Below are 23,449 nucleotides of genomic sequence, written 5' to 3'. Positions count from 1 at the left end.
TTACAATTATACCTAAATGAGTTCGTTTACAAGCTTAATAGACGGTATTTTGAAGAAAAATTATTCGACAGGCTAGTGATAGCAAGCATTACAGGGTTATGACTAATAACGGACAATCAAAAAATTTTATTCTGTTACACTTTTTCCATACGAATTGTAGTTTTTTTCCGTTTTCTGCTTAATTCACTCGTAGAAAGTGAGTTAATTTTTTAAAAAAGAGCATATTTAGTTTAAAATAATTTGGTTTTAAACTTTTAATTTATATTTTTGGCGTCCCAAGTCTAATTTTTAACCTATAGAATACCAATGAATTACAAGCTTTTCCCGGTCTTGTTGTTTGGATTATTTTCATTCACAACACCTTCAAATAATACCACAGACCCTAAAATTATTGCATCAACATCCAAAGTTTCGTTCGAATCGAAGGTGGTTTCGTTGTATAATAATCTCAACGCAAATAATTTTAAACTTCCGCAACTCGAGAGTTTTACTAAAGCTCTAGAAGGCTTTTATCAATTGAAGCAAAAGGGATTAGTTCAAAATGATATTCTCACGCTAATCGATTTCAGTTTGTCTGCCAATTCCAAGAGAATGTGGGTGATTGATATGTCTACAAATACAGTTTTGTACAATACTTTAGTGGCACATGGAAGAAATTCCGGTGAAGAATTTGCTACAGCATTTTCCAACAAATCAGAATCGTACCAAAGTAGTTTAGGATTTTACCTTACCGGAGAAACCTATCAAGGAAAACACGGACTTTCTCTTCGTTTGGATGGTTTGGAAAGAGGAATTAATGACAAAGCCCGCGATAGAGCTGTTGTGATTCATGGTGCTGATTATGTGTCGGAACAATTTATTAAACAAAACAAACGTTTAGGAAGAAGCCAGGGTTGTCCTGCTTTGCCGGTGGAATTAAATCAAGAAATCATCAAAACCATCAAAGATAAATCGTGTTTGTTTATCTATCATCCGTCAAGAAGTTATAAAGTGGCTTCGAAGTTAATTTCGTAGTTTTTTGTACAATTCGGCATCTAAACCGTAAATATCATCTCTAAAAATAAGTAAATTTTTATCACTCCAAGCTGTCCAATACAAAATGTGGAGGTAAATGGGTTTAGTGAAATTTACATTTTTAGTTTTTGATTCGGCCAATACTTCGTCAATTTTTTCTTTATTCCAGTTTTCAGGATCGTCAAGCAGGTATTCTGTTAATTCAAATGGATTTTGAACCCTTACACAACCCGAACTCAGCGAACGGTTTTCACGTTCAAAATAGCCTCTCGTGTTGGTATCATGCAGATAAACCGAAAAGCGATTTGGAAACATTATTTTTACTAATCCCAAGGAGTTTGTACTTCCCGGAGCTTGAACATAGCGATACGATCTTCCTTTGGCCGGATTCCAATCGTATGGGCTAACAATTGAACTGCCACTGTAAATTGTAATGTTTTTTGAAGCAAAGTAACCTCTGTTTTTGGTAGCAGCCGGAATCACGTCTTCCTTTAAAATGGTGGGAGGAACAGTCCAAGTTGGATTAAAAACAACATAACTCAATTTCGAGGACAATATCGGAGTGCTTCGACTGGCTTTTCCAACAATTATTCGATGTGTTTTTACGGTGTCTTTTTCCTTCACCACTTGCAACGAATAATCGGGAATGTTGATGATGAGGTATTCTTTTTCAAATTCTCTCGGATACCATCGCCAGCGTTCCATGTTGGCAATAATTTGTTCTTTTCTTTTTTGTTTGGTAAAATTCAGCGAAGCAATTGTTCCTTTTCCAATTACACCATCAGGAGCCAAACCATGCCGACTTTGAAAATTTTTCAAGGCATTAAACGTTGTTTCATCATAAATGTTGGTCAATGAATCCGGCTTTTTCATGTCATACCAATACGCAAGTCGTTTTTTTACTTCAATCAGCACATCGTTAGTGTCGTTGAGTATAATTTTTTCTTTAATTTCCAGTTTTTTGAAATTTTCATCCGGAAATTGGTTGATTAACTTTAAACTTTGTTTTAGTTTTTGATACATGATGTGATTGGGTTTCACTTCATTTACAGCATAATCAAACGAGTCTTTTCGCTGAAAATTCAATAGCAATTGTTGTATGTCGATTTTGTTTTCTTTCAAATCCCAATCTTTGTATAATTCTTTTGGGTTTAAAGAACCTTTGGCTACTTTTTCCACATACTTTTTTAGGTTTTTTGTAAGCAAAACATCGTAGTCAATCAATTCTTTATCGGATAAAGTTGGAATAGATTTTTCTAATTTCCCTATTTTTTTTAAATCGAAGTCTTTTGGATTCAGACCTTCTTCTTCCACATTTTTTAAAACCGAGAGCAAAGATTCCCGGCAATTGAAAGCCAACCAAAATGTTCTGTTTTCATTTGCTTGATAAAAAGCAACAAGAATTGAGTCATTTTTTTTGGAAAGATAAGTGGAATCAATTGCCAGCACTTTTCCTTCGTCGGTCACTTCAACAGCAGGTAGTTTTGAACCGAAAGAGTCGGGCTTTTTTTTCTCGTCACAAGAAATCAGTAGGAGTACAAAAAAAAGAGGGTAGAGATGCTTCATAGAAACTAAGAAATCGGATTCGTTTTTTTATACATTACAAAATGAGTGCCAATATCACCAATTTCAAAAGGTTTTCCGTGAATGGAATAGCCTGCTTTTTCGTAAAAAGGAACGGCTTTTTCGCGAGCATTGAACCACAGTAAGTTACATTTGTATTTTTTTGCAATTTCTTCGGCTTCGTGGAGTAATTTTTCGCCGTAGCCTCTTTTTTGATGGTGTTTTAAGACTGCCATTCCCCTAATTTGGAATTGTTTTTCTTCGTTGAAATCGTTGTTTTGGGTTTTAAAAAGTGAAACCACGCCAATTAAAGCACAGTTAATAAACAGCCCGAGATGAATGGTTGACTGCAAATTATCTCCTTCAAAATGACAGGTTTCCAACGGTTTTCCTTCCCGAAGAACGGGATGCCGCACGGAATAAGTATCCAAAGCCGTTATTTCTTTTAAAGTCAGCATAATTTATTTCCTCAAACTTGGAAAACTAAAGGTATAACTTTTTCAGAATAAAACCATTACAAATTCTGTTAGCTTTATGATAATTTTTTTGAAGAAAAATTTGCAACAAAGAAAAATAATTCTCTATATTTGCACCCACAAACGCCGTTCATCGAACACCAATAAAAATAAGCCTTTGTGAGATAAATGCGGAAGTAGCTCAGTTGGTAGAGCTCCAGCCTTCCAAGCTGGTTGTCGCGAGTTCGAGCCTCGTCTTCCGCTCTGCTAAAAACCTCAAACGAAAGTTTGGGGTTTTTTTGTGGGAAGAGTTTAGATTTTTATTTCTTTTTTTCGAAAAAAATAACTCATACGAATTTTTCCATTTTATTTCCACTTTCCACCTCAATAGCTTCCTGATTCTGCCGAAATAATCGTGCGGATAATGCTCCTTTTAACACAATTTGTTCTCCTTTTACATCTAACCAACTACCTTCTCGCAAACCAATCACCGGTTGTGCATTGAATTGATGAAACTCTTTGATGCGGGTTTCGCGAGTTTCGCCCATGTGTTTCGACTGCAAATCGGCATCCAAGAAGTGCGGATTGAGATTAAACGGAATGACTCCTAACGTTTCAAAACTAGGCGGATAGATAATTGGCATGTCGTTGGTGGTTTGCATCGTGAGTCCACAAATGTTGCTTCCGGCACTGGTTCCTAAGTAAGGTTTTCCACTTTCAATGGCTTTTTTGAGCGTTTGCATTTGGTTGTTTTGATGCAATTTCGTCACTAACAAAAAGGTGTTGCCACCACCGGTAAAAATACCATCGGCTTTTTTAATGCCTTCCGCTGGGTTTGAAAATTCATGTAAACCGTTCACTTTGATATTCATTAAAGCAAAAAATGATTTTACTTTCAGCGTATAATCCTCATGAGAAATCCCGCCCGGTCTGGCGTACGGCACAAACAAAATGCTTTTGCATTGAGCAAAATGAAGTTGTAAGTCGGGCAGCAAATATTCTAGGTAATTGCCACCATGAAGTGTTGAAGTGCTAGCGATAAGCAAGTTTTTCATGTTTTCTGTTTTTACAAAAATACACATCATGGTCTTTGTATTTCCATCAGATTAACAAAAAATTACAAATGAGTTGTGAAATAGTTGTGAATTTTTTGTAATACTTTTACTTGAAATAGCATCGCAAAACAAAAAATGGTTTCATCTTTGCTGTTTAATTGTAAAGAATTAGTTAAAAATTAAAATGAGATTGCTCGATGAGCAAAACGAATATTGTCATTATCGGTTTCTTGTTTTGGGTTCCATTGCTATTTTCACAAACAACAATAAAAGGAAGAGTTGTAGTGAAAGAACAATCGGCAGAAGGCATTCATGTACTCAATTTAGTGTCTGAAAAAGCTACAATCACGAATGAAAAAGGGGAGTTTTCCATTGAGGCAAATGAAGATGATTTGCTCGTTTTTTCCGCCGTTCATCTAAATTATTGGCGAAAAAGTATTTCGTCCAATGATATCAAAAACAGTTTTATTGAGGTGGAAATGACCGTGAAAGAGCAAAAATTAGAGGAAGTGGTGGTAACGGAATACACCAAAATCAACGCACAAGATTTGGGAATTATTGATTATAAACCAAAGAAATATACTCCGGCAGAAAGAAGATTGCGAACCGCCGAAAAATTAAAATGGTATAGTCCGCTTTTAATACCGTTGGGCGGAATGAGTGTTGATGGACTCATTAATCAAATTAGCGGAAGGACCAATCAATTAAAAAAAGAAGTTGAAATAGAAAAAAAGGAATTGTTGTTAAAAAAGTTAAACGAATGGTATGAAAATGAATTCTACACCAATCAACTAAACATTCCGGAAGAATATAGAGAAGGTTTCAAAGTTTTTACAATTTATGATGAAGAATTTATAACTTACCTTAATGCTAATGATACCGTTAATGGAAGTTTATGCATTTCTAAACTGGCGAATAAATTTTTAACGTATCTTACCACCGATGAATAGATTTTTTTTGTACCTTATAGTCTCAATTTTAACCACGGTTTGTATCTATGGTCAGAAAACAATTTATGGTGTTGTAAAGGTAGAAAATGCCTCAGCAGAAGGAATTCATATTACCAACTTGGTTTCAGAAAAAGCAACGATTACCAATGAAAAAGGTGAATTTTGGTTAGATGCAAAAGAAGATGATTTACTCGTTTTTTCAGCAGTTCATTTAAATTATTGGCGAAAGAGTATTTCGGCAAACGATATTAATAACGGCAAAATCGAAGTTGTCATGACCGCCAAAGTGAGTGAGTTAGAAGAAGTAGTTGTAACTGAATACACTAAAATCAACGCACAAGATTTAGGTATTATTAATTATAAGCCGGTTTCCTATACGCCTGCGGAGCGAAGGTTACGAACGGCAACAACCGGACTTTTGGATCCGCTGTTAAATTGGATTTCAGGCAGAACCAAACGATTAAAGAAAGACATCGGAATCGAGCAAAAGGAATTTATGATGATTTGGCTGGATGATAATTTTGAAGATGTGGTGTTTACCGATACATTTAAAATTCCAAAAGAATATGTTGATGGATTCAAATTTTATGTGGTGGAAGATATCGATTTAGCTCAAGCCATTCAAGCCAAAAATAAAACACGCGTCACCTTTTTGTTGGGAGAAATAGCTCAAGAATTTTTAAACTTTTTAAACAATGAAGAAAAATAAACTACTAATTCTTTTATTTGTAATAACGGCTCAAATTTCTTTTGCTCAATTAGGCTCAAGAGAAATTATTAAAGGACAAATTATTTCCGAAGCGACTGCCATTGACAACGTGACGGTTTTTAATGTTTCTTCTAACAAAGGAGCTGTAACTGATAAGTTGGGCTTTTTTACGATGTATGCTCGACCTTCAGATACCTTGGTTTTTTCGAGTGTAATTTTTAAATCGAAAAAACTGGTCCTTAACGAAAATGATTTTAAAGTCATCGTTCTAAAAATTAAATTAGAAGAGTTTATCAACGAATTGGACGAGGTTATTGTGACACCTTCCACATTGTCCGGTGATTTAGAAAAAGATGCTAAAAATATCAAAGTAACAGATAAACAAAGTGCGTTTAATGGCAAAGAGATTGCCGATATGCAAATGGAAAAAGATTTTCAATCCACTCAATTTAATACTGCTATGCCAAGTGATTTATCAATTCCATATGGGATGGATTTTGTAAAAATTGGAAAAATGGTGGGCAAACTCTTCGGAAAAGAAAAAAGTAAAGAGAAGCCGGTTGTTTTTACTTCGGATAAAAATTTCCAAGCCGCTGTGAAAGACAAATTCACGTATCATTTTTTCACAGAAACATTAGAATTGAAACACGATGAAATAGGATTGTTTCTGAACTATTGCGACGCTGATCCCAACGTGAGAAAATTGCTTGCAACCAACAAAGAGATTGACCTGATTGATTTTCTAATCAGCAAAAGCAAAGAATATAAAAACCTTCCAAAAGATTGATTTTGCGATGAAAAATAAATGTTTTCTGTTTTTTTTGATCTTGTTTTCGTTGGCTCTTTCTTCTTTTGAAATGCACAAATTCTATGTTTCTGTCACACAAATTAATTTTGCTCAAGACAAAAAAACAATTCAAATCACTAGCCGAATATTTATTGATGATTTGAATAATGCCTTAGAAAAAAAACACAAGAAAAAATTTTACATCGGTTCAACTAAAGAATCGGATGAAGAATTGCAACTTTTGAAGAAGTATATCAACGAAAATTTTTCCATAAAAGTTAACAGTAAACTTAAACCAGCGGTTTATTTAGACAAAGAAATCGAAGACGATGTGATTATTGTATACCAAATTATTCGAGATGTTCCCAAAATTAACGCACTTGAAATCAGAAACACGCTCCTTTTTGATTTTCTTCCTGAACAACAGCACATTATCCATACCCAAGTTTTAACCAAAAAGCAAAGTGCTTTGCTTACACTTGAAAACCCTACTGAGTTGTTAAAATATTGATAAATCGACAACAACTTTCGGAAATTGTTTATTTTAGTCGATTCAAAAAATTAACCATGAAGAAGTTTTTAATTTTGGGCTTGCTCCCGGCTATATTATTTGCACAGGAAAAAACCGAAACCAAGCGGGAACCGGGTCATTATGACACCAATAAATTCAGCCAACTATATGATCTATTGGCTACACCCAATATGTTCAGAACAGCTTCCGGTGCTCCCGGTCCGGCTTATTATCAACAGCAAGCTGATTATAAAATGGATCTTGTTTTAGATGATAAAAACAAACGGTTAGACGGTGTTGAAACGATTACATACCACAATAATTCACCGGATGTTCTGGAATATCTATGGGTTCAATTGGATCAAAATGAAAAAAGGCGTGATGCTAAAAATCCCTTAATAGAAACCCAAAGGATGGATGGTTCCATTCCTGTAGATGGTTTTGTGAAAAAATACATGCAAGAAAGTTTTGACGGTGGTTTTAATATAGTTTTTGTTCATGATGCTGCAGGCAAACCAATGTCTTACACCATCAACCAAACCATGATGAGGATTAATCTTCCAACGCCACTAAAACCTAAAGAAAAAATTTCCTTTTCCATAAAATGGTGGTATAATATCAATAATTACAGAGTGGATGGAGGTCGTTCGGGTTATGAAGAATTTGAGAAAGACGGCAATCGTTTATATGTTATAGCACAATTTTTTCCAAGAATGGCGGTATACAATGACGTAGAAGGATGGCAAAATATGCAATTTTGGGGAAGAGGTGAGTTTGCACTTCCATTTGGGAATTACGACGTCAACATCACCGTACCTGCCGACCACGTGCTGGAAGCAACCGGTGTTTTACTGAACCGAAAAGAAGTATTCTCAGCCGAACAAAATAAACGCTATGAATTAGCTGAAAAAACCTTTGATAAACCGGTTTTAATTGTTACTCCGGAAGAAGCTAAAGCCACAGAAAAAGGATTCTCAGAGAAAACTAAAACTTGGAAGTTTAGAGCTGAAAATGTGCGTGATTATGCGTTTTCAACCTCTAGAAAATTCATTTACGATGCAATGGCGGTGAAATTAGACACCAAAAACGTGATGGCAATTTCGCTTTATCCAAACGAAAGCAATCCGTTGTGGGAAGAATTTTCAACCCGTGCAGTAGCACAAACCTTAAAAACCTATTCGCGTCATACGTTTGATTATCCTTACCATAAAGCTATTTCTATTTCTGCAGAAGACCAAGGAATGGAATATCCAATGATTTGCTGGAATTATGGTCGCCCGGATGCCAATGGATTCGTTTCAGACCGTATCAAATATGGGATGATTAGCGTTATTATTCACGAAGTAGGACACAATTATTTCCCAATGATTGTGAACTCTGATGAACGTCAATGGTCATGGATGGACGAAGGATTAGATACGTTTTTACAATATTTAGCCGAGCAGGATTTCATGGAAAATTATCCTTCCAGTCGTGGACCGGCTCACAAAATTGTGCCTTATATGAGTGGCGACCAACGCTTTTTGGAGCCAATTATGTCTAACTCCGAAGGTATTCACCAATTTGGAGCCAACGCTTATTCTAAACCGGCTACAGGATTAAACATTTTACGCGAAACCATCATGGGGCGTGAGTTGTTTGACCATGCGTTCAAAGTTTATGCTAACAGATGGAAATTCAAACACCCAACTCCGGAAGATTTTTTCAGAACCATGGAAGATGCTTCTGCAGTTGACTTAGATTGGTTTTGGAGAGGTTGGTTTTTCTCTACCGATTATGTGGATATCGGTATCAAAGAAGTAAAACAGTATTTTGTGACCGATGAACCAACTGCCGAATTAAAAGAAGTGAAAGCCCGTAGAGGCCGTTTTGGTACTGCAAATGGTCCGTATGTATATTTGGTTGAGGCCAATCATAAAGAATTGAATGCCAAACGTAAAAAAGAATTAGCCAAAGAAGATATTTCAAGTTTAAATGAATTTATTGCAAATAAATTTTCTTCAGAAGAACAAGCAAAATTAAAATCACCAAAATACTTTTACGAAGTAGAATTTGATAAACCGGGTGGAATGATTATGCCAATTATCGTTGAGTTACAATTTGAAGATGGGACTTCTGAAACGCATCACTTTCCGGCACAAATTTGGCGAAAAAGCAATCAAACGGCTACACGTGTTTTTGCCACTGAAAAACCCATCAAAAAAATTCAGCTTGATCCAAAATTGGAAACAGCCGATATCGATGTGACAAACAATACTTGGCCAAAAGAAGCCGCAAAATCAAAATTTGACGAATTAGATAAATCAAAATAAGAAGCTAATCCTGCTATTCGCTGCAATCTTTCAGCAAAAAAAGTTATTTTCTAAAACCCAAAAAGAGCTTCCTTTGGTCGCTTTTTTGGGTTAAGAAAAATATACTTTTTTTCGCTTCAAGGATTTCCGCTACTATCAGGGCTAAAAAATCTTCGTACATTTGCATTTCAAAAGAAGAATTTTATGTTTGGAATTGGTGGAGGAGAATTAATCCTTATTATATTAGTTGTATTGATGTTGTTCGGGTCCGATAAAATTCCCGAAATAGCTAGAACATTAGGCAAAATGTTTCGTCAACTCAAACATGCAACTGACGATATTAAGAGTGAAATTTCAAAAAGTGCCGAAGCTAACGGGATCGATACCAATAGTATAACCGGCGGAATCTCAACTGAAATTCAAAAAGTAAAACAAAATTTAACGGATGCCGTAAATCCACTTGCAGAAAGCGGTTCGCCATCGGTCATTCAGGAAGTAGAAAAGGCCAAAGAAGATATCGAACAAATAACCGGACCCATTAAAAGACTATTTTAAACGTGGAAGAAATTATTCAACTCGATAAAGATTTATTAATTTTTCTTAATAATTTAGGTTCAGAAGAATGGGATCGGCTTTGGTTGGTTATTACTAAACAGTTTTATTGGACACCCATTTTTTTGGTTATTTTTTATTTTATCATTAAAAAAATCGGCTGGAAGCAATTTGGTTTTGTAGTGTTGTTTATGGCTCTGTTAATTTTAGCCACCGATCAACTGACCAATCTGTTTAAACATAATTTTGAAAGGTTACGTCCTTGCAACGACCCAACTTTAGACGGACTAATCAGAGAGGTTTTGATTAGAAAATCATTTAGCTTTTTTTCGGGTCATGCTTCGAGTTCAATGGCATCGGCTGCATTTCTCTTTTTTGTAATTCGAAAGCATTTTAAATATGCCTTTCTACTGTTTCTTTTTCCTTTAATATTTGCCTACAGCCGGATTTATCTTGGCCTTCATTTTCCTGGAGATATTTTAACCGGATACCTTTTTGGACTGTTTTTAGGAACTTTCTTTTATCGCCTTTATAAAATAATGCAACCAAAATATTTTCCTGTTTCTTAAAGCACCCGACTCACGGTCAAACCGTCTCGAATGGGCAATAAAACCGTTTCTACTCTTGGGTCATTGTTCAATCGTTGGTTGTATTCCAATAAAATTTTGGTGCTCAAATCACCTTCTTTCAAAGGCTCAACTACTTTTCCGGACCACAACACATTATCCGATAAAATGATGCCGCCTTTGTTCATTTTTGGAACAATCAATTCATAATAGTTGAGGTAATTTTCTTTGTCTGCATCAATAAAAACCAAATCAAATTTCGTTTCTAAGATTGGAATTATGTCAACTGCTTCACCTAAATGTTGCACAATTTGGCTTTCCCAAGGCGACATGTCAAAATATTTTCGTTGAAAATCAACTAATTCTTCTTTGATATCGATGGTGTGCACGATTCCGTTTTCTTGCATACCTTCACATAAACATAAGGTTGCATAACCTGTATACGTGCCAATTTCCAAAATAGAGGAGGGGCGAATTAATTTTGATAACATACTCAAAACACGGCCTTGAAAATGTCCGCTCAACATGCGTGGTAATAATACTTTTTGATAGGTTTCTTTGTTTAATTGAGCCAATAGTTCCGGTTCGGCTTGCGAATGAGCGGCTACATAATCTTCTAAATCTTCGGAAAGGAAATGCATAGTTATTTACTGTTTTCTGGATTGTGGCGTGAATTAAAAACGCGGATTATAAAAATGGTATTATTTGAAAATTGATAAAGTAGTTTAAAATTACCAACAATTATTCGTCGGCAATCATTTCGGTATTCATCAATTTGAAATTGTTCTTCAAAAGTAATCTCTTTTGGAGCATTAATTAATCTAATCATCAATGATTTAGAGATATTGTTTTTTATTTTATTTAAATCATTACGAGAATTTTGAGTCCAAAAAATCGAATAGTTATTCATTATACCAACTTTCAATTTCTTGTTCTAACTTTTCTTGACTGATTACTCTGTTGTTTTTAATGTCTTCTAGACCTTCTTCGATTTTTTTATTATAATCTAATAGATTTAATGGTTTTCCATCAGTATCAAAAGCAATGATTTTGTTTTCAATTTCAGAAACTATTTTTTCAGTTGGCTCTTCCACTAAAGGTAATGTGTGGTCAGAAGTATTAAACTTATTTTCAAGAATTTTTCGGATAGCAAGCAGGGTGGTTTCGTCTTCTACTTTGAGAATAAGGCGAATAATTTCTAGTTTAATTTCATTTATATTCATCTCAAAAACGTTTTCATTTCAAAAATACAAAACAAAATTATACAAATCGTCAAATTAACCTATTTTTGCACCATGAACACCACCAAAAAAGACATTCGGGCTTTAACCAAAATTCAACTACGGGATTTTTTTGTAGCCAATGGAGATAAAGCTTTCCGAGGCAATCAAGTGTATGAATGGTTGTGGAGCAAAAAAGTCTATTCGTTTGACGATATGACCAATGTTTCCAAAGAAACCCGTCAGATGTTGGAGGATAATTTTGTCATTAACCACATCAAAGTAGATCAAATGCAACGCAGCGAAGACGGTACCGTGAAAAACGCCGTTCGTTTGTATGATGGTTTGGTGGTAGAAAGCGTTTTAATTCCAACCGCAACTCGCACAACAGCTTGTGTTTCCAGTCAAGTGGGTTGTAGTTTAGATTGTAATTTTTGTGCAACTGCTCGTTTGAAACGCATGCGGAATTTAAATCCCGACGAAATTTACGACCAAGTGGTAGCCATCGATAACGAAAGCCGTTTGTATTTTGAACGACCGCTTTCTAACATCGTATTCATGGGAATGGGTGAACCGTTGATGAATTACAACAACGTACTCAAAGCCATCGAAATGATAACTTCACCGGAAGGGTTGGGAATGTCGCCCAAACGCATCACACTTTCCACATCCGGAATTCCGAAAATGATTAAAAAAATGGCCGATGAAGAAGTGAAGTTCAAATTAGCTGTTTCCCTTCACTCGGCAATTGATGAAATTCGTGCCGAAATAATGCCTTTTTCAAAGAGTTTTCCGCTGAAAGAATTGCGTGAAAGTTTGGAATATTGGTACCAAAAAACCAAAAGTAAAGTTACTTACGAATATGTGGTTTGGAAAGGAATCAACGACGATAAAAAATCAATTGATGCATTGGTTAAATTCTGTAAATATGTGCCGTGTAAAGTAAATTTGATTGAGTATAATCCAATTGATGACGGAATGTTTCAGCAAGCTTCAGATGTTGTTTTGGAAGAATACGTAAAAGCTTTAGACAAAATCGGCGTAATTGCCAAAGTGCGAAGAAGTCGCGGTAAAGACATTGATGCCGCTTGTGGTCAGTTGGCCAATAAAAATGAAGCGGTAACCGAATAATTCCAGTTGTGATTTTCTAACTTTCTACCTATCTTTGAACTTTCATGAAAATCACCGAGCAAATTAAGCAACCCATCGTTAGTGAGATGGAACTTTTTGAAAAAAAGTTCTACGAATCGATGTCTTCTAAAGTGGCGTTGCTCAACAGAATCACTTATTATATCGTCAACCGAAAAGGAAAACAAATGCGTCCGATGTTTGTTTTTTTAACGGCTAAAATGGTTTCAGAAGGTTTGGTAAATGAACGAACATATCGAGGAGCTTCGGTTATCGAATTGATTCACACAGCCACTTTAGTTCATGACGACGTGGTAGATGACAGCAATCGACGTCGCGGTTTTTTCTCTATTAATGCCTTGTGGAAAAATAAAATTGCCGTTTTGGTTGGCGATTTTTTATTGTCTAAAGGATTGTTACTTTCCATTGATAACAATGATTTTGATTTATTGAAAATTATCTCGGTTGCTGTTCGCGAAATGAGTGAAGGCGAATTACTTCAAATCGAAAAAGCCCGAAGATTAGATATTACGGAAGATATTTACTACGAAATCATTCGCCAAAAAACCGCTACGTTAATTGCGGCTTGTTGTTCGCTCGGAGCTTGTTCTGTTTTGCCTGAAAATCAAGAAATTGTTGATCGCATGCGAAAGTTTGGTGAATTGATCGGAATGGCTTTTCAAATCAAAGACGACTTATTTGATTATACAGACGAAGCCATCGGGAAACCTACCGGAATTGACATTAAAGAACAAAAAATGACGCTTCCATTGATCTATACCTTAAATAACTGTTCACCAAAAGAGAAAAGTTGGTTAATCAATTCCATAAAAAACCATAACAAAGACAAAAAGCGTGTAAAAGAAGTCATCGCTTTTGTCAAACAAAGTAACGGTTTGGCTTATGCAGAGCAAAAAATGATTGATTATCAACAAGAAGCTTTAGAGTTACTGAATCATTTTACAACATCACCTTATAAAGATGCTTTGATTTTGATGGTGAATTATGTGATAGAGAGGAAAAAGTAATTTAGTTTGGAGTTGATAGTTTTTAGTTTGGAGTAATCAGTTCTCAGTCTCAGTCACAGTTTTGTCATTTTGCAAGATGACGAAGTCGAAGTAAACACGAGCGATAGCGAACTGGCGAAGCAAATCTCCTGCGAAGCAGGCAAAAACTGTTCTTGATATAAAAGTTTATCATGCTTAACTATTTTTTGTTATTTTTAAATCATTGAATTTTAGTTATTTGCAACTTTTTTCAATTTTTTTCAAAACCCATGCAACCTTTTTTCAACTTCATTCGTCTATACCAATAGAATCTAATTTATTTGTGAAGTCTGAAAACTGCGACTGATTTTTAAAATATGAAAGTAATCAACTTACATCAAGACGAGAAAAATACCATCCGATTGGCTGTCGAAAATAACCGACATGCTCAACATCAGATTTATACAAAATTTTCGCCAAAAATGTTGGGAGTTTGCAGACAATACATCAAAGATTTGCAACAAGCAGAAGATGTAATGATTACCGCCTTTATGAAAGTTTTTTCAAGTTTAAAAAATTTTGAACATAAAGGAAGTTTTGAAGGTTGGATTCGAAGAATTATGATTAATGAATGTATTTCGTTTATCAGAGTTCAAAAACAAGTGAAATTTATTGAAGACGAAACTTTTTTTGAAGAAAGACATAACGATATTGAAAGTAAATTTTCGATGGAAGATATCCAGTTTCTCATCGATAGTTTGCCGGATGGATATAAGATGATTTTTAATCTCTATGCTATCGAAGGATATAAACATCAAGAAATAGCCGAAATGTTAGGTATCAATGAAGGAACATCAAAATCGCAATTATCGCATGCTCGAAAAATGCTTCAAAATCAGATTAACAAGTTAAAAAATTACGAAAATGGAACCGAATAATATAGAAAACCAAATCAGAGAAAAGTTGAATCAATGGGAGATTCAACCTTCTCAAAATGCCTGGGATCGTTTGGATGCGATGCTTTCGATTGAAGAACAAAAACCAAAAAGAAATTTTAAATGGATTTCTATTGCGGCCATTTTTGTAGGATTTACGCTGATTGGAATTTTTATGATGAACAAGGAAAGTTCAACTGATAATGTAATTCCATCCAATTCAATTGTTCTAGAAAATGAAACCAAATTAATTGAAAATGAATCAACTCCTGAAATAGTGAACACTTTTTCAGAAGTACAAGAAAAGGGAACTTTAGTACCTCAATCAACCAAAAAAACTGAAAAGTCATCTACAGAAATCAATCCAAAAAAAGATTTTTTGTTGGATAATCATTCCAAAAAGGAGGAAACAATTGTTGAAAATCAACCCAAAGAATCAACAAATAAATACATCAATGCCGAATCACTTTTAGCCGAAATTGAAACCGGAGAAAAAATTGAAATTCCAAACATTTCAAAAAAGCCATCTGTAAAAGTTGATGCGAATGCATTACTTTCTTCGGCAGAAAAAGAAGTGGATGAATCTTTTAGAGATAAAGTTATTCAATCGATAAACAAAAAATACAATTCGGTAAAGTCAACCTTGGCTAATCGAAATTACGAGTAAAAACAATCAAATCACGAACAGTTAAATTTTTAAATTATGCAAAAAATTATTCTTTATGCAGCAGTATTGCTATGCACTTTAGTTACCCAAATGTATGGTCAAGAAACTTTTGATGAAAGAGTAAAAACCATTTCAGAGAACATCAAAAAGATTACTTCTGAAGAAAAAGAAGCACTCAAACAAGAGATTGAAGACATCAATAAATTATTAGAAAATGGAACAATTTCAATTGAAAAAGCAGAAGCTGAAAAACGAAAAGCAGCAGAGATAAGAGCCAAAAACATTGAAGAAAAAGTGGCTCTTGAAGAAGCTAAACTTCAACAACTGGTTAAAGATGTTGTTGATGGTAAAATAAAACACTCTGAAGACAAAGCAAAGTGGGGAACTACGATTATACTTGGATCAAATTCTAATGATTCTATTGGTGAAAATCACACTGAAATAAGTATTGGTTCCATGAAAGTTTTTAAAGGTGAAAAAGACAAATTCAAGCGAAATTCAAAACGAACTACTTCTCAATTTGTCTTTGCTTTCGGTTTAAATAATGTTGTGGCAGATGGTGACATAGGTTCATTAGAAGACAGTGATTACCGCGTTTGGGGTTCACATTTTTATGAGTGGGGTTTCACTTACAATACCAGAATTTTCAAAAATAATAACTTGTTACACGCAAAATACGGTTTGTCTTTGATGTATAACAATTTACGTCCGACCGATAATCGTTACTTCGTAAAACAAGGTGAACAAACCAATTTACAAGAGTTTGGTTTGGATTTAAGAGAAAGCCGTTTTAGAAACGTTCACTTAGTTTTACCCTTGCATTTAGAGTTTGATTTTACACCAAAATCAGTCAAAGAAAACGGAGATGTTCGGTTTAGATCACACAAAAGTGTCCGACTTGGAATTGGAGGATATGCCGGTTTTAATATCAAATCGAAACAAATTCTGAAATTCAATGAAAATGATGTTCGTATAAAAGTAAAAGAAAAAGGCGATTTCAACACCTCTGATTTTACCTATGGTTTATCAACTTACATTGGTTATCGTGCCACAAGTTTGTATCTAAAATACGACCTAAATCCAATGTTTAAAAACAATACCATTGATCAAAACAACATTTCGTTAGGTTTACGTTTCGATTTCAATTAAAATTTGTTTGAGTTAGCATACATTTGTTTGAAAGGTGTTTTCGTCATGAAGCACCTTTTTTTTATTGTTTTAATTCCTTATTTTTAAAAACTGAATTGTACTTTTACAAGCTACGAAAAAACACCAATGATTAAGCAAAACACCATCGATTTAGTTTTTGAAACCGCCCGAGTGGAGGAGGTGATTGGTGATTTTGTGCAACTCAAACGTGCCGGTAGTAATATGAAAGGGTTGAGTCCGTTTTCCAATGAAAAATCACCCTCATTTATGGTTTCACCTGTGAAGCAAATTTGGAAAGATTTTAGTACCGGAAAAGGCGGAAATTCAGTTACTTTTTTGATGGAGCACGAACATTTTTCGTTTCCGGAAGCGATTCGGTATTTGGCAAAAAAATATAATATCGAAATTGAAGAAACGGTTTCCAGTGACGAAGATAAGTTGGTTGCCAATGAAAAAGAGAGCATGTATTTGGTTTCCGAATTTGCCAGCAAATATTTCCAACATGTTTTATGGGAAGAGGAAGAGGGCAAGGCAATTGGTTTGTCTTATTTTAAAGAACGCGGATTTACCAATGAAACCATCAAAAAATTCAATTTAGGTTATTCGCCCAATACGTGGGATGCTTTGACCAAAGAAGCTCTCGGAAAAGCCTATAAACTAGAATTTCTTGAAAAAACAGGACTCACCATCGTTGGTGAAGACAAGCAATTTGACCGATTCAAAGCTCGTGTGATGTTTCCTATACATAGTATGTCGGGAAGAGTACTCGGTTTTGGAGGTCGAATTTTGACGAATGATAAAAAAGCTGCTAAATATTTGAATTCTCCCGAAAGTGAAATTTACCATAAAAGCAATGTGCTTTACGGAATTTTTCATGCCAAACAAGCCATTGCTAAACTCGATAATTGTTTTTTAGTGGAAGGCTATACCGATGTAATTCAAATGCATCAAGCCGGAATTGAAAACGTTGTTTCTTCTTCCGGAACGGCTTTAACACCAAATCAAATCCGATTGATTAATCGGTTAACCAAAAATATTACCGTACTTTTTGATGGCGATGCGGCGGGTTTACGGGCTTCCATTCGTGGAATCGATTTGATTTTGGAAGAAGGAATGAACGTGAAAGTTTGTTCTTTCCCGGATGGCGACGACCCAGATAGTTTTGCCAAAAAAACACCTTACGAAGATTTGGTCAAGTATTTGGATGAAAATGCGAAAGATTTTATTCAGTTCAAAGCTTCTTTGTTGATGCAGGATGCGAAGAATGATCCAATCAAAAAGGCTGACTTAATTCGGGATATGGTGATTAGCATTTCAAAAATTCCGGATCGAATCAAGCGTGAAATCTACATCCAAGAATGTAGCCGAATCATGGATATATCGGAAGATGTATTGTTTAGCACGTTGGCACAAATGGCACAAAAAGATTTGTCTGAAGCCAATAAAAAATTCAAACAAGAGCAAAAGGCGTTTGATGTAGTTAAAAATGAATCAACTGAGGCTATAGCTAAAATTGATGTAGTAACGCTTTTAGAGAAATCAATTTTGGAGATTTTACTATTATATGGTCATCATGAAGTGGAATTTGAAAATGTTTTTATTCAATTTGATGAAAACGGAAAAGAAATTGAAACAATTGAAAAAGTTAATCATAAAATATACGAACGCATTTATTTGAGTTTGCAAGAAGACGAAATTGAATTGGCTAATCCGATTTTCAATGCCATTTATATTGATTTAGTTGCTCAATTTCATCAAAATGAATCGTTTGACAAGAATCATTACCTCAATAATTTACTTCCCGAACATGCCGAAGTGGTCACCGATATTTTAATGAACGACGAAAAATATCAACTGCATGGATGGCTGGATAAAAAGCAAGTTTTTGTAAAAGAAAAAGACGATTTAGAAATTCTTTCCCGATTGGTAACAGAAACAATCGTAACGTTTAGAGAATACCTAATCAATAAACTGAATCATGAATTAATGCTTCAAATTCAAGAGGAAACGCCTGAATTTACTCCGGAGGAAATTATCACGATGATTAACGACTACAATAAACTAAAAGTAAATATTACTAGAAGAATTGGCAGAATGCGTTCAGATTATAATTAAAAAAGACCTCATTTGAGGTCTTTTTTCTAAGTATTTTTATACAATCTCTAAAGTTTTTGCTTTGTTAACTAAGTCTACCAAATTGGTTACATTCAGTTTTGTAAGTAAACGTAATTTGTAGGTACTGATGGTTTTTTCGTTCAATCCTAAAATTTTAGAAATTTCATTGTTCTTTTTTCCATCACTTAAAAAACGAAGCACCTCAATTTCTCTGTTAGAGAGTTTTCGGTATAATCTTTCGCTTTTGTTTTGTTTAGCAATCATGGCTAAACTTTTCTTGATAGCGTCATTAAAAATCACGGCACCGTTATTTACTTTCACAATCACATTGCCGAGTGTTTCCAATTTGGATGTTTTGTGCAGATAGGCTGAAACTCCTGCTTTTAAAGAGTTTGGAGCATAAATGTTTTCAGAAAGATTACTGAAAATAATAATTTTAGTGTTAGGAAACTCTTTAAGTATATACTTTACCAAGTTAATACTAGTTAGCCCTTCAAGTTCCAAGTCTAAGACTAAAATGTCTATGGGTTTAATTTTGAGCATGTCTAAAATCATATTGTAGTTACCAACATGGCCTACAATACTTATTTCAGCATGATCTTTAAAGTACGATTTCACCCCGAAGTGTACAACGGGTTGATTATCGGCTAAACAAACTTTAATCATAATAAGTGGTATTTAGTTAGAAAATGATTAATATTTTTTTAGGGCTGTTAAAGATACTATATTTTTTTTTAATGGAATGTAATTCTGACAAAAAATTTTAAGAAAAATTTTAGATTTATCTTAAATCTTTAGGAATTTCACAAACTGGTATCGGATTCATCTTGTGTTTGTTAGCGTTATTGAGCCTTTTGTATATGTTAAAGACTTCTAAATTACGTCCGTTAAAATCTGTAGTATTTTTACCTGCTTCATCTTGAAGCATTGCCCATTCTAATTCATCATAACTTGCTCCCAATTGATCTTCATCCGAACGATCGTCGCCAAATAAACCATCAGTTGGAGCTGCTGTTAAAATAGATTCAGGAACTTGTAAGAACCTTCCTATTGCATAAACCTCCGATTTCATTAAATCAGCAATCGGACTCAAATCGACACCGCCGTCACCATATTTTGTATAAAAACCAACACCAAAATCTTCCACTTTATTTCCGGTTCCTGCAACAAGCAATCCGTGAATCCCCGCAAAATAATACAACGTTGTCATCCGAAGTCTGGCTCTTGTGTTGGCAAGTGATAAATTTAATTTAGCTTCGTTTTCTGAACTTGGAACATCTTTTTTAAATTGTTCAAACGTATTACTCAAATCAACAGATACACTTTCAACATTTGGGAAACGCTTTTTTAACTGTGCTATATGCTCCTTTTTTCTACTTACGTGTGAAGCAGCTTGATGAATAGGAAGTTCAACACAAAGTGTTTTTAAACCGGTTTGAGCACAAAGTGTCGAAGTTACAGCACTGTCTATTCCGCCGGATACTCCCACAACAAAACCAGTCACTTTTGCGTTTTCAGCATAAGTTTTTAACCAATTTACAATATGGTTGTTTACTTGCTCCACTTTAATTGTTGCATTTTTTTGTGTCATCTTTTTAACGTTATACGATTTGGCAATGTATATTTGCAATTCAATTTTATTTGGTAAAAGTAGGAAAATCCAATTGATTTTCTAAATCAAATTATTGTTATCATAATTCCATTTTATAATGAAAAGAATTTTAGTAGTTTTTGTGTTGATTTTATTAGTTTCTTGTGATAAAAAATCAAAAATAGAAAAGCAAATTGAAGAAATTCCCGTTTCGCTTTCGGTGGAACGCTTCGATAAAATTTTTTATGAAACCCCGGTAGAAGATTTTCAAAAAATGAAAAATCTTCACCCGGCCTTTTTTCCCAGTCAAATTCCGGATAGTGTTTTTATTAGTAAAATGAAAGATCCTTTATACCGTGAATTGTACAACGAAGTACAAAAAAAGTATAGCAATTTCAATCCTGTTCAAGAGGAATTGGAAGAAGTATTCCGTCGAATAAAATTTTATTTTCCCAATCAAAAAACACCTTCCAAAGTAACCACATTGATTTCGGAAATGGACTACCAAAATAAAGTGATTTACACAGATAGTCTTTTGTTGATTTCGTTAGATTTATATTTAGGAAAAGAACATAAATTTTATGAGTTTCCCGATTTTTTCAAACAAACCTTTCAACGTTCACAAATTATGCCCGATGTGGTTTCCGATTTTTCTACACGTGTGATTGCTCAGCCCCGTGAAAAAACGTTTTTGGATCAAATGATTTATTTTGGTAAAGAAATGTATATCAAAGATTTAATTCTGCCTATCTATGAAGATTTTGATAAAATCGGTTATTCAAAAGAACAACAAATTTGGTGTGAAGAAAACGAAGGAGAAATTTGGCGATACTTTATAGAAGATAATATTCTATACGATTCCGACACCAAATTAGTGCAACGTTTCATCGCACCAGCCCCTTTTTCAAAGTTCTATCTTGAAATCGACAATGAGTCTCCCGGAAGAACAGGTGTTTGGATTGGATGGCAGATTGTCCGCTCGTTTATGAAAAATAATGAAGTATCTTTGGCTGATTTTTTAGCCATGGATGCCAAAGAAATTTTTACGCGTTCAAAATATAAACCCAAAAAATAATAAGTTTGATGACTTCTGAAATAAAATTCGACGTTACGTTAGATGAAAATAAAGTGCCTGAATCGTTAAAATGGACAGCCAAAGATGGCGGTGTAGAAAACCAAGAAACCAAAGCCATTATGCTATCTGTTTGGGATTCAAAAGCAAAAGAATCACTTCGAATCGATTTATGGACTAAGGATATGCCTGTGGATGAAATGAAAATCTTCTTTCATCAAACATTAGTAGCCATGGCCGATACTTTTCAACGTGCCACAACCGATGATAAAATGGCTGACACCATGCGAGATTTTTGCGAATATTTTGCCGAGAAATTAGAGTTAAAAGGCTAAAAGGAATTGTTCTTAAACATTTCCTGATTGATTTCATCAATAAACGAAAGTAGTTCCTCTTTTCCGGTTGATTCTGTGGCGGAAGTGATAAAATGTTGTGGCATTTCTTCCCAACCACTAGCCAAAACTTGTTTTCGGTAAGCAGCAACATGTGAATCGATCCTGGTTTTTCCAATTTTATCCGCTTTGGTAAAAATAATGCAAAACGGAACTTCGGTTACGCCTAAATAAGTCAAAAATTCTAAATCAATTTTTTGAGCTTCCAAACGTATGTCAATCAGCACAAAAGCACAAACCAATTGTTCTCTTTTTTCAAAATAATCGGTTACAAATTGTTGAAATGTTTCTTTTGACTTTTTGGAAACTTTCGCATAACCATAACCGGGTAAATCAACCAAAAACCAATTATTGTTGATTTTAAAATGATTAATCAATTGTGTTTTCCCTGGTTTTGATGAGGTTTTTGCCAAACTTTTGTGGTTGGTTAGCATGTTTATCAACGATGATTTCCCCACGTTTGATCTTCCAATAAAAGCATATTCCGGTAGAGGGTCTTTCGGGCATTTGCTCACTTCGGAGTTACTAATCACAAATTCGGCACTGGTAATTTTCATAGTATTTATTTAAAACAAAAAAGTCCGTTCGGACTCTTTATAATTTAGTTTTTTCTAACCATTCCAACAAGATTTTATTAAACTCATCCGGATGTTCCATCATGGCAGCGTGGCCACATTTATCAATCCAATATAAATCAGAATTGGGTAGCAATTTGTGGAATTCTTCGGCTACTTCAGGTGGTGTAACCTTATCGTCTTTCCCCCAAATCAAACAAGTTGGGGTTTGCATTTTCGGCAAATCTTTCGCCATATTATGACGAATAGCACTTTTGGCAATGGTTAAAGTTTTAATGACTTTAATGCGATCATTGACAATTGAAAAGACTTCATCAACCAATTCTTTTGAAGCCATTTCGGGATTGTAAAAAACATTTTGGGTTTTTAATTTAATGTATTCATAATCACCTCTTTTGGGATAACTGTCACCCATCGCACTTTCGTAAAGTCCTGAACTTCCTGTTAATACCATTGCGGCTACCTTCTCAGGATACATTTTAGTGTGATACAAACCCACATGACCGCCTAAAGAATTTCCTAACAAAATAACTCTTTCAAATCCTTTAAAGACGATAAAATCTTTCACAAATTTTGAAAAAGCTTTTACGTTGGTTTTTAAAATGTTTTGTGTGTATAAAGGAAGTTCCGGGATAACGACTTTATATCCATTTTTTGGAAAAAAATCGGCAACTCCACCAAAATTACTTAATCCACCCATCAGACCATGTAAAACAATAATTGGAGTTCCTTCTCCGGCTTCAAAATAAGTATATTTTCCTTCTTTCTTAAAGTTTTCTTTCATCAAAATGAGCTCTTTCAATTCATCACAAATATATGATTTTATCCATAAAAAAGAAGAATTGTACTGTTTATTTGAAATGAAATTTGGGTGATATCTAAAAAAAATCCTGCTATCGCTTAAGTGGTTAATTATCAACATTTTTTTAGGTTATTTCAGTTTGTTTGAATTTTGAAAAATCATGTAAAATTTGAAGTGACTTTGTTAATCTGTTGCATATTTTCTTTTAAACTATACAATTACAAATGGTTTGTTAAATAATGTGCAATAATTCAGTTGATTAACTTGAAATCGTTTTGAAGAGCAAAGTGGTAAAACTTATTAACAAAGTGGTATTTTGTGGTAAATTGTGGTAAAATGTTTTTATATTTGCTATCAAACCATC

Annotated in this window: 26 protein-coding genes, 1 tRNA gene and 1 pseudogene; 18 read left to right on the top strand and 10 right to left on the bottom strand. The window is 34.4% G+C overall.

The window, feature by feature from the left end:
* Together ACIQ0M_RS10095 and ACIQ0M_RS10090 are read left to right on the top strand one after the other, a co-directional pair.
* Nucleotides 1-102: pseudogene (locus ACIQ0M_RS10095) on the top strand (IS1595 family transposase); the annotation flags it as partial.
* Nucleotides 103-306: 204 nt separating this feature from the next.
* Nucleotides 307-1,014 (top strand): murein L,D-transpeptidase catalytic domain family protein, encoded by a 708-nt coding sequence (locus ACIQ0M_RS10090; RefSeq protein WP_396151826.1) that lies wholly within the window; start codon nucleotides 307-309, stop codon nucleotides 1,012-1,014.
* On the opposite strand, the gene ACIQ0M_RS10085 is transcribed toward ACIQ0M_RS10090, so the two are convergent.
* Complete coding sequence (locus ACIQ0M_RS10085; protein WP_396151824.1) at nucleotides 1,003-2,580, bottom strand: murein L,D-transpeptidase; 1,578 nt, start codon at nucleotides 2,578-2,580, stop codon at nucleotides 1,003-1,005. The genes ACIQ0M_RS10090 and ACIQ0M_RS10085 overlap by 12 nt on opposite strands.
* 5 nt (nucleotides 2,581-2,585) lie before the next feature.
* The gene (locus ACIQ0M_RS10080) at nucleotides 2,586-3,035 is read right to left on the bottom strand and encodes a GNAT family N-acetyltransferase (protein ID WP_396151822.1); all 450 of its coding nucleotides are present in this window, start codon (nucleotides 3,033-3,035) and stop codon (nucleotides 2,586-2,588) included.
* A gap of 188 nt (nucleotides 3,036-3,223) precedes the next feature.
* On the opposite strand from ACIQ0M_RS10080, the gene ACIQ0M_RS10075 reads away from it, so the two are divergent.
* Nucleotides 3,224-3,296, top strand: a tRNA-Gly gene (locus tag ACIQ0M_RS10075).
* A gap of 83 nt (nucleotides 3,297-3,379) precedes the next feature.
* Here the strand turns inward: ACIQ0M_RS10075 and pepE are convergent.
* On the bottom strand, nucleotides 3,380-4,087 hold the full coding sequence (gene pepE / locus ACIQ0M_RS10070) for a dipeptidase PepE (RefSeq protein WP_396151820.1): 708 nt from the start codon (nucleotides 4,085-4,087) through the stop codon (nucleotides 3,380-3,382).
* A gap of 197 nt (nucleotides 4,088-4,284) precedes the next feature.
* On the opposite strand from pepE, the gene ACIQ0M_RS10065 reads away from it, so the two are divergent.
* The 7 genes from ACIQ0M_RS10065 (at nucleotide 4,285) to ACIQ0M_RS10035 (ending at nucleotide 10,456) form a co-directional block, all read left to right on the top strand.
* Nucleotides 4,285-5,037, top strand: coding sequence for a hypothetical protein (locus ACIQ0M_RS10065; RefSeq protein WP_396151818.1), 753 nt, complete (start codon nucleotides 4,285-4,287; stop codon nucleotides 5,035-5,037).
* A complete protein-coding gene (locus ACIQ0M_RS10060) occupies nucleotides 5,030-5,746 on the top strand; it encodes a hypothetical protein (protein ID WP_396151816.1) in 717 nt (238 codons plus the stop codon). Before ACIQ0M_RS10065 ends, ACIQ0M_RS10060 begins: the two co-directional genes overlap by 8 nt.
* Nucleotides 5,733-6,533, top strand: coding sequence for a carboxypeptidase-like regulatory domain-containing protein (locus ACIQ0M_RS10055; RefSeq protein WP_396151814.1), 801 nt, complete (start codon nucleotides 5,733-5,735; stop codon nucleotides 6,531-6,533). The genes ACIQ0M_RS10060 and ACIQ0M_RS10055 overlap by 14 nt, the downstream gene beginning before the upstream one ends.
* 7 nt (nucleotides 6,534-6,540) lie before the next feature.
* On the top strand, nucleotides 6,541-7,044 hold the full coding sequence (locus ACIQ0M_RS10050; RefSeq protein ID WP_396151812.1) for a DUF6702 family protein: 504 nt from the start codon (nucleotides 6,541-6,543) through the stop codon (nucleotides 7,042-7,044).
* 56 nt (nucleotides 7,045-7,100) lie between these two features.
* Nucleotides 7,101-9,356, top strand: coding sequence for a M1 family metallopeptidase (locus ACIQ0M_RS10045; protein ID WP_396151810.1), 2,256 nt, complete (start codon nucleotides 7,101-7,103; stop codon nucleotides 9,354-9,356).
* Nucleotides 9,357-9,539: 183 nt separating this feature from the next.
* Nucleotides 9,540-9,890, top strand: coding sequence for a twin-arginine translocase TatA/TatE family subunit (locus tag ACIQ0M_RS10040; protein WP_396151808.1), 351 nt, complete (start codon nucleotides 9,540-9,542; stop codon nucleotides 9,888-9,890).
* 2 nt (nucleotides 9,891-9,892) lie between these two features.
* Nucleotides 9,893-10,456: a phosphatase PAP2 family protein gene (locus ACIQ0M_RS10035; RefSeq protein WP_396151805.1), complete on the top strand. Its 564-nt coding sequence runs from the start codon at nucleotides 9,893-9,895 to the stop codon at nucleotides 10,454-10,456.
* On the opposite strand, the gene ACIQ0M_RS10030 is transcribed toward ACIQ0M_RS10035, so the two are convergent.
* The 3 genes from ACIQ0M_RS10030 to ACIQ0M_RS10020 are packed head-to-tail and all read right to left on the bottom strand — an operon-like array spanning nucleotide 10,453 to nucleotide 11,676.
* Nucleotides 10,453-11,094, bottom strand: a complete 642-nt coding sequence (locus ACIQ0M_RS10030; RefSeq protein ID WP_396151803.1) for an O-methyltransferase — start codon at nucleotides 11,092-11,094, stop codon at nucleotides 10,453-10,455. The genes ACIQ0M_RS10035 and ACIQ0M_RS10030 overlap by 4 nt on opposite strands.
* A gap of 2 nt (nucleotides 11,095-11,096) precedes the next feature.
* The gene (locus ACIQ0M_RS10025) at nucleotides 11,097-11,363 is read right to left on the bottom strand and encodes a type II toxin-antitoxin system RelE/ParE family toxin (RefSeq protein WP_396151801.1); all 267 of its coding nucleotides are present in this window, start codon (nucleotides 11,361-11,363) and stop codon (nucleotides 11,097-11,099) included.
* On the bottom strand, nucleotides 11,356-11,676 hold the full coding sequence (locus ACIQ0M_RS10020; RefSeq protein ID WP_396151799.1) for a hypothetical protein: 321 nt from the start codon (nucleotides 11,674-11,676) through the stop codon (nucleotides 11,356-11,358). The genes ACIQ0M_RS10025 and ACIQ0M_RS10020 overlap by 8 nt, the downstream gene beginning before the upstream one ends.
* A 72-nt stretch (nucleotides 11,677-11,748) precedes the next feature.
* Between ACIQ0M_RS10020 and rlmN the strand changes: the two genes are divergently transcribed.
* From rlmN to dnaG, 6 genes are all read left to right on the top strand, one after another.
* Entirely contained in the window at nucleotides 11,749-12,804 is a 1,056-nt protein-coding gene (rlmN, locus tag ACIQ0M_RS10015) for a 23S rRNA (adenine(2503)-C(2))-methyltransferase RlmN (protein WP_396151797.1), read from the top strand.
* 44 nt (nucleotides 12,805-12,848) lie between these two features.
* Nucleotides 12,849-13,829: a polyprenyl synthetase family protein gene (locus ACIQ0M_RS10010; protein ID WP_396151795.1), complete on the top strand. Its 981-nt coding sequence runs from the start codon at nucleotides 12,849-12,851 to the stop codon at nucleotides 13,827-13,829.
* Nucleotides 13,830-14,164: 335 nt separating this feature from the next.
* Nucleotides 14,165-14,725, top strand: coding sequence for an RNA polymerase sigma factor (locus ACIQ0M_RS10005; protein WP_396151793.1), 561 nt, complete (start codon nucleotides 14,165-14,167; stop codon nucleotides 14,723-14,725).
* Entirely contained in the window at nucleotides 14,712-15,389 is a 678-nt protein-coding gene (locus ACIQ0M_RS10000) for a hypothetical protein (protein ID WP_396151791.1), read from the top strand. The genes ACIQ0M_RS10005 and ACIQ0M_RS10000 overlap by 14 nt, the downstream gene beginning before the upstream one ends.
* Before the next feature lie 36 nt (nucleotides 15,390-15,425).
* Complete coding sequence (locus ACIQ0M_RS09995) at nucleotides 15,426-16,538, top strand: cell envelope integrity protein TolA (protein WP_396151789.1); 1,113 nt, start codon at nucleotides 15,426-15,428, stop codon at nucleotides 16,536-16,538.
* A gap of 126 nt (nucleotides 16,539-16,664) precedes the next feature.
* Nucleotides 16,665-18,653 carry a DNA primase gene (gene dnaG, locus ACIQ0M_RS09990; RefSeq protein WP_396151787.1) on the top strand — a complete coding sequence of 663 codons (1,989 nt, stop codon included), beginning with the start codon at nucleotides 16,665-16,667 and terminating at the stop codon, nucleotides 18,651-18,653.
* A gap of 36 nt (nucleotides 18,654-18,689) precedes the next feature.
* Here the strand turns inward: dnaG and ACIQ0M_RS09985 are convergent, their stop codons facing one another.
* Together ACIQ0M_RS09985 and nadE are read right to left on the bottom strand one after the other, a co-directional pair.
* On the bottom strand, nucleotides 18,690-19,319 hold the full coding sequence (locus ACIQ0M_RS09985; protein ID WP_129465249.1) for a response regulator transcription factor: 630 nt from the start codon (nucleotides 19,317-19,319) through the stop codon (nucleotides 18,690-18,692).
* 115 nt (nucleotides 19,320-19,434) lie between these two features.
* The gene (gene nadE / locus ACIQ0M_RS09980) at nucleotides 19,435-20,244 is read right to left on the bottom strand and encodes an NAD(+) synthase (protein WP_396151785.1); all 810 of its coding nucleotides are present in this window, start codon (nucleotides 20,242-20,244) and stop codon (nucleotides 19,435-19,437) included.
* 118 nt (nucleotides 20,245-20,362) lie between these two features.
* Between nadE and gldB the strand changes: the two genes are divergently transcribed.
* Nucleotides 20,363-21,319, top strand: a complete 957-nt coding sequence (gene gldB / locus ACIQ0M_RS09975) for a gliding motility lipoprotein GldB (RefSeq protein WP_396151783.1) — start codon at nucleotides 20,363-20,365, stop codon at nucleotides 21,317-21,319.
* 8 nt (nucleotides 21,320-21,327) lie between these two features.
* The gene (gldC, locus tag ACIQ0M_RS09970) at nucleotides 21,328-21,651 is read left to right on the top strand and encodes a gliding motility protein GldC (RefSeq protein ID WP_129465251.1); all 324 of its coding nucleotides are present in this window, start codon (nucleotides 21,328-21,330) and stop codon (nucleotides 21,649-21,651) included.
* On the opposite strand, the gene yihA is transcribed toward gldC, so the two are convergent.
* Nucleotides 21,648-22,265: a ribosome biogenesis GTP-binding protein YihA/YsxC gene (yihA, locus tag ACIQ0M_RS09965; RefSeq protein ID WP_396151781.1), complete on the bottom strand. Its 618-nt coding sequence runs from the start codon at nucleotides 22,263-22,265 to the stop codon at nucleotides 21,648-21,650. The two genes, gldC and yihA, sit on opposite strands and share 4 nt — an antisense overlap.
* Nucleotides 22,266-22,302: 37 nt before the next feature.
* Nucleotides 22,303-23,067: an alpha/beta fold hydrolase gene (locus ACIQ0M_RS09960; RefSeq protein ID WP_396151779.1), complete on the bottom strand. Its 765-nt coding sequence runs from the start codon at nucleotides 23,065-23,067 to the stop codon at nucleotides 22,303-22,305.
* Nucleotides 23,068-23,449: the final 382 nt, after the last annotated feature.

This window comes from Flavobacterium sp. (assembly GCF_044339515.1).
In the GTDB taxonomy this organism is placed as follows: Bacteria; Bacteroidota; Bacteroidia; order Flavobacteriales; family Flavobacteriaceae; genus Flavobacterium.
The sequence above is the reverse complement of the archived record's forward strand: the minus strand, read 5'-3'. Positions and strand labels throughout refer to the sequence as shown.

What these genes read in the sequence shown, in the direction of transcription:
- ACIQ0M_RS10090 (WP_396151826.1), top strand. Translation starts at nt 307, where the DNA reads ATGAATTACAAGCTTTTCCCGGTCTTGTTGTTTGGATTATTTTCATTC.
- ACIQ0M_RS10085 (WP_396151824.1), bottom strand. Translation starts at nt 2,580, where the DNA reads ATGAAGCATCTCTACCCTCTTTTTTTTGTACTCCTACTGATTTCTTGT.
- ACIQ0M_RS10080 (WP_396151822.1), bottom strand. Translation starts at nt 3,035, where the DNA reads ATGCTGACTTTAAAAGAAATAACGGCTTTGGATACTTATTCCGTGCGG.
- pepE (WP_396151820.1), bottom strand. Translation starts at nt 4,087, where the DNA reads ATGAAAAACTTGCTTATCGCTAGCACTTCAACACTTCATGGTGGCAAT.
- ACIQ0M_RS10065 (WP_396151818.1), top strand. Translation starts at nt 4,285, where the DNA reads ATGAGCAAAACGAATATTGTCATTATCGGTTTCTTGTTTTGGGTTCCA.
- ACIQ0M_RS10060 (WP_396151816.1), top strand. Translation starts at nt 5,030, where the DNA reads ATGAATAGATTTTTTTTGTACCTTATAGTCTCAATTTTAACCACGGTT.
- ACIQ0M_RS10055 (WP_396151814.1), top strand. Translation starts at nt 5,733, where the DNA reads ATGAAGAAAAATAAACTACTAATTCTTTTATTTGTAATAACGGCTCAA.
- ACIQ0M_RS10050 (WP_396151812.1), top strand. Translation starts at nt 6,541, where the DNA reads ATGAAAAATAAATGTTTTCTGTTTTTTTTGATCTTGTTTTCGTTGGCT.
- ACIQ0M_RS10045 (WP_396151810.1), top strand. Translation starts at nt 7,101, where the DNA reads ATGAAGAAGTTTTTAATTTTGGGCTTGCTCCCGGCTATATTATTTGCA.
- ACIQ0M_RS10040 (WP_396151808.1), top strand. Translation starts at nt 9,540, where the DNA reads ATGTTTGGAATTGGTGGAGGAGAATTAATCCTTATTATATTAGTTGTA.
- ACIQ0M_RS10030 (WP_396151803.1), bottom strand. Translation starts at nt 11,094, where the DNA reads ATGCATTTCCTTTCCGAAGATTTAGAAGATTATGTAGCCGCTCATTCG.
- ACIQ0M_RS10025 (WP_396151801.1), bottom strand. Translation starts at nt 11,363, where the DNA reads ATGAATAACTATTCGATTTTTTGGACTCAAAATTCTCGTAATGATTTA.
- ACIQ0M_RS10020 (WP_396151799.1), bottom strand. Translation starts at nt 11,676, where the DNA reads ATGAATATAAATGAAATTAAACTAGAAATTATTCGCCTTATTCTCAAA.
- rlmN (WP_396151797.1), top strand. Translation starts at nt 11,749, where the DNA reads ATGAACACCACCAAAAAAGACATTCGGGCTTTAACCAAAATTCAACTA.
- ACIQ0M_RS10010 (WP_396151795.1), top strand. Translation starts at nt 12,849, where the DNA reads ATGAAAATCACCGAGCAAATTAAGCAACCCATCGTTAGTGAGATGGAA.
- ACIQ0M_RS10005 (WP_396151793.1), top strand. Translation starts at nt 14,165, where the DNA reads ATGAAAGTAATCAACTTACATCAAGACGAGAAAAATACCATCCGATTG.
- ACIQ0M_RS10000 (WP_396151791.1), top strand. Translation starts at nt 14,712, where the DNA reads ATGGAACCGAATAATATAGAAAACCAAATCAGAGAAAAGTTGAATCAA.
- ACIQ0M_RS09995 (WP_396151789.1), top strand. Translation starts at nt 15,426, where the DNA reads ATGCAAAAAATTATTCTTTATGCAGCAGTATTGCTATGCACTTTAGTT.
- dnaG (WP_396151787.1), top strand. Translation starts at nt 16,665, where the DNA reads ATGATTAAGCAAAACACCATCGATTTAGTTTTTGAAACCGCCCGAGTG.
- ACIQ0M_RS09985 (WP_129465249.1), bottom strand. Translation starts at nt 19,319, where the DNA reads ATGATTAAAGTTTGTTTAGCCGATAATCAACCCGTTGTACACTTCGGG.
- nadE (WP_396151785.1), bottom strand. Translation starts at nt 20,244, where the DNA reads ATGACACAAAAAAATGCAACAATTAAAGTGGAGCAAGTAAACAACCAT.
- gldB (WP_396151783.1), top strand. Translation starts at nt 20,363, where the DNA reads ATGAAAAGAATTTTAGTAGTTTTTGTGTTGATTTTATTAGTTTCTTGT.
- gldC (WP_129465251.1), top strand. Translation starts at nt 21,328, where the DNA reads ATGACTTCTGAAATAAAATTCGACGTTACGTTAGATGAAAATAAAGTG.
- yihA (WP_396151781.1), bottom strand. Translation starts at nt 22,265, where the DNA reads ATGAAAATTACCAGTGCCGAATTTGTGATTAGTAACTCCGAAGTGAGC.
- ACIQ0M_RS09960 (WP_396151779.1), bottom strand. Translation starts at nt 23,067, where the DNA reads ATGAAAGAAAACTTTAAGAAAGAAGGAAAATATACTTATTTTGAAGCC.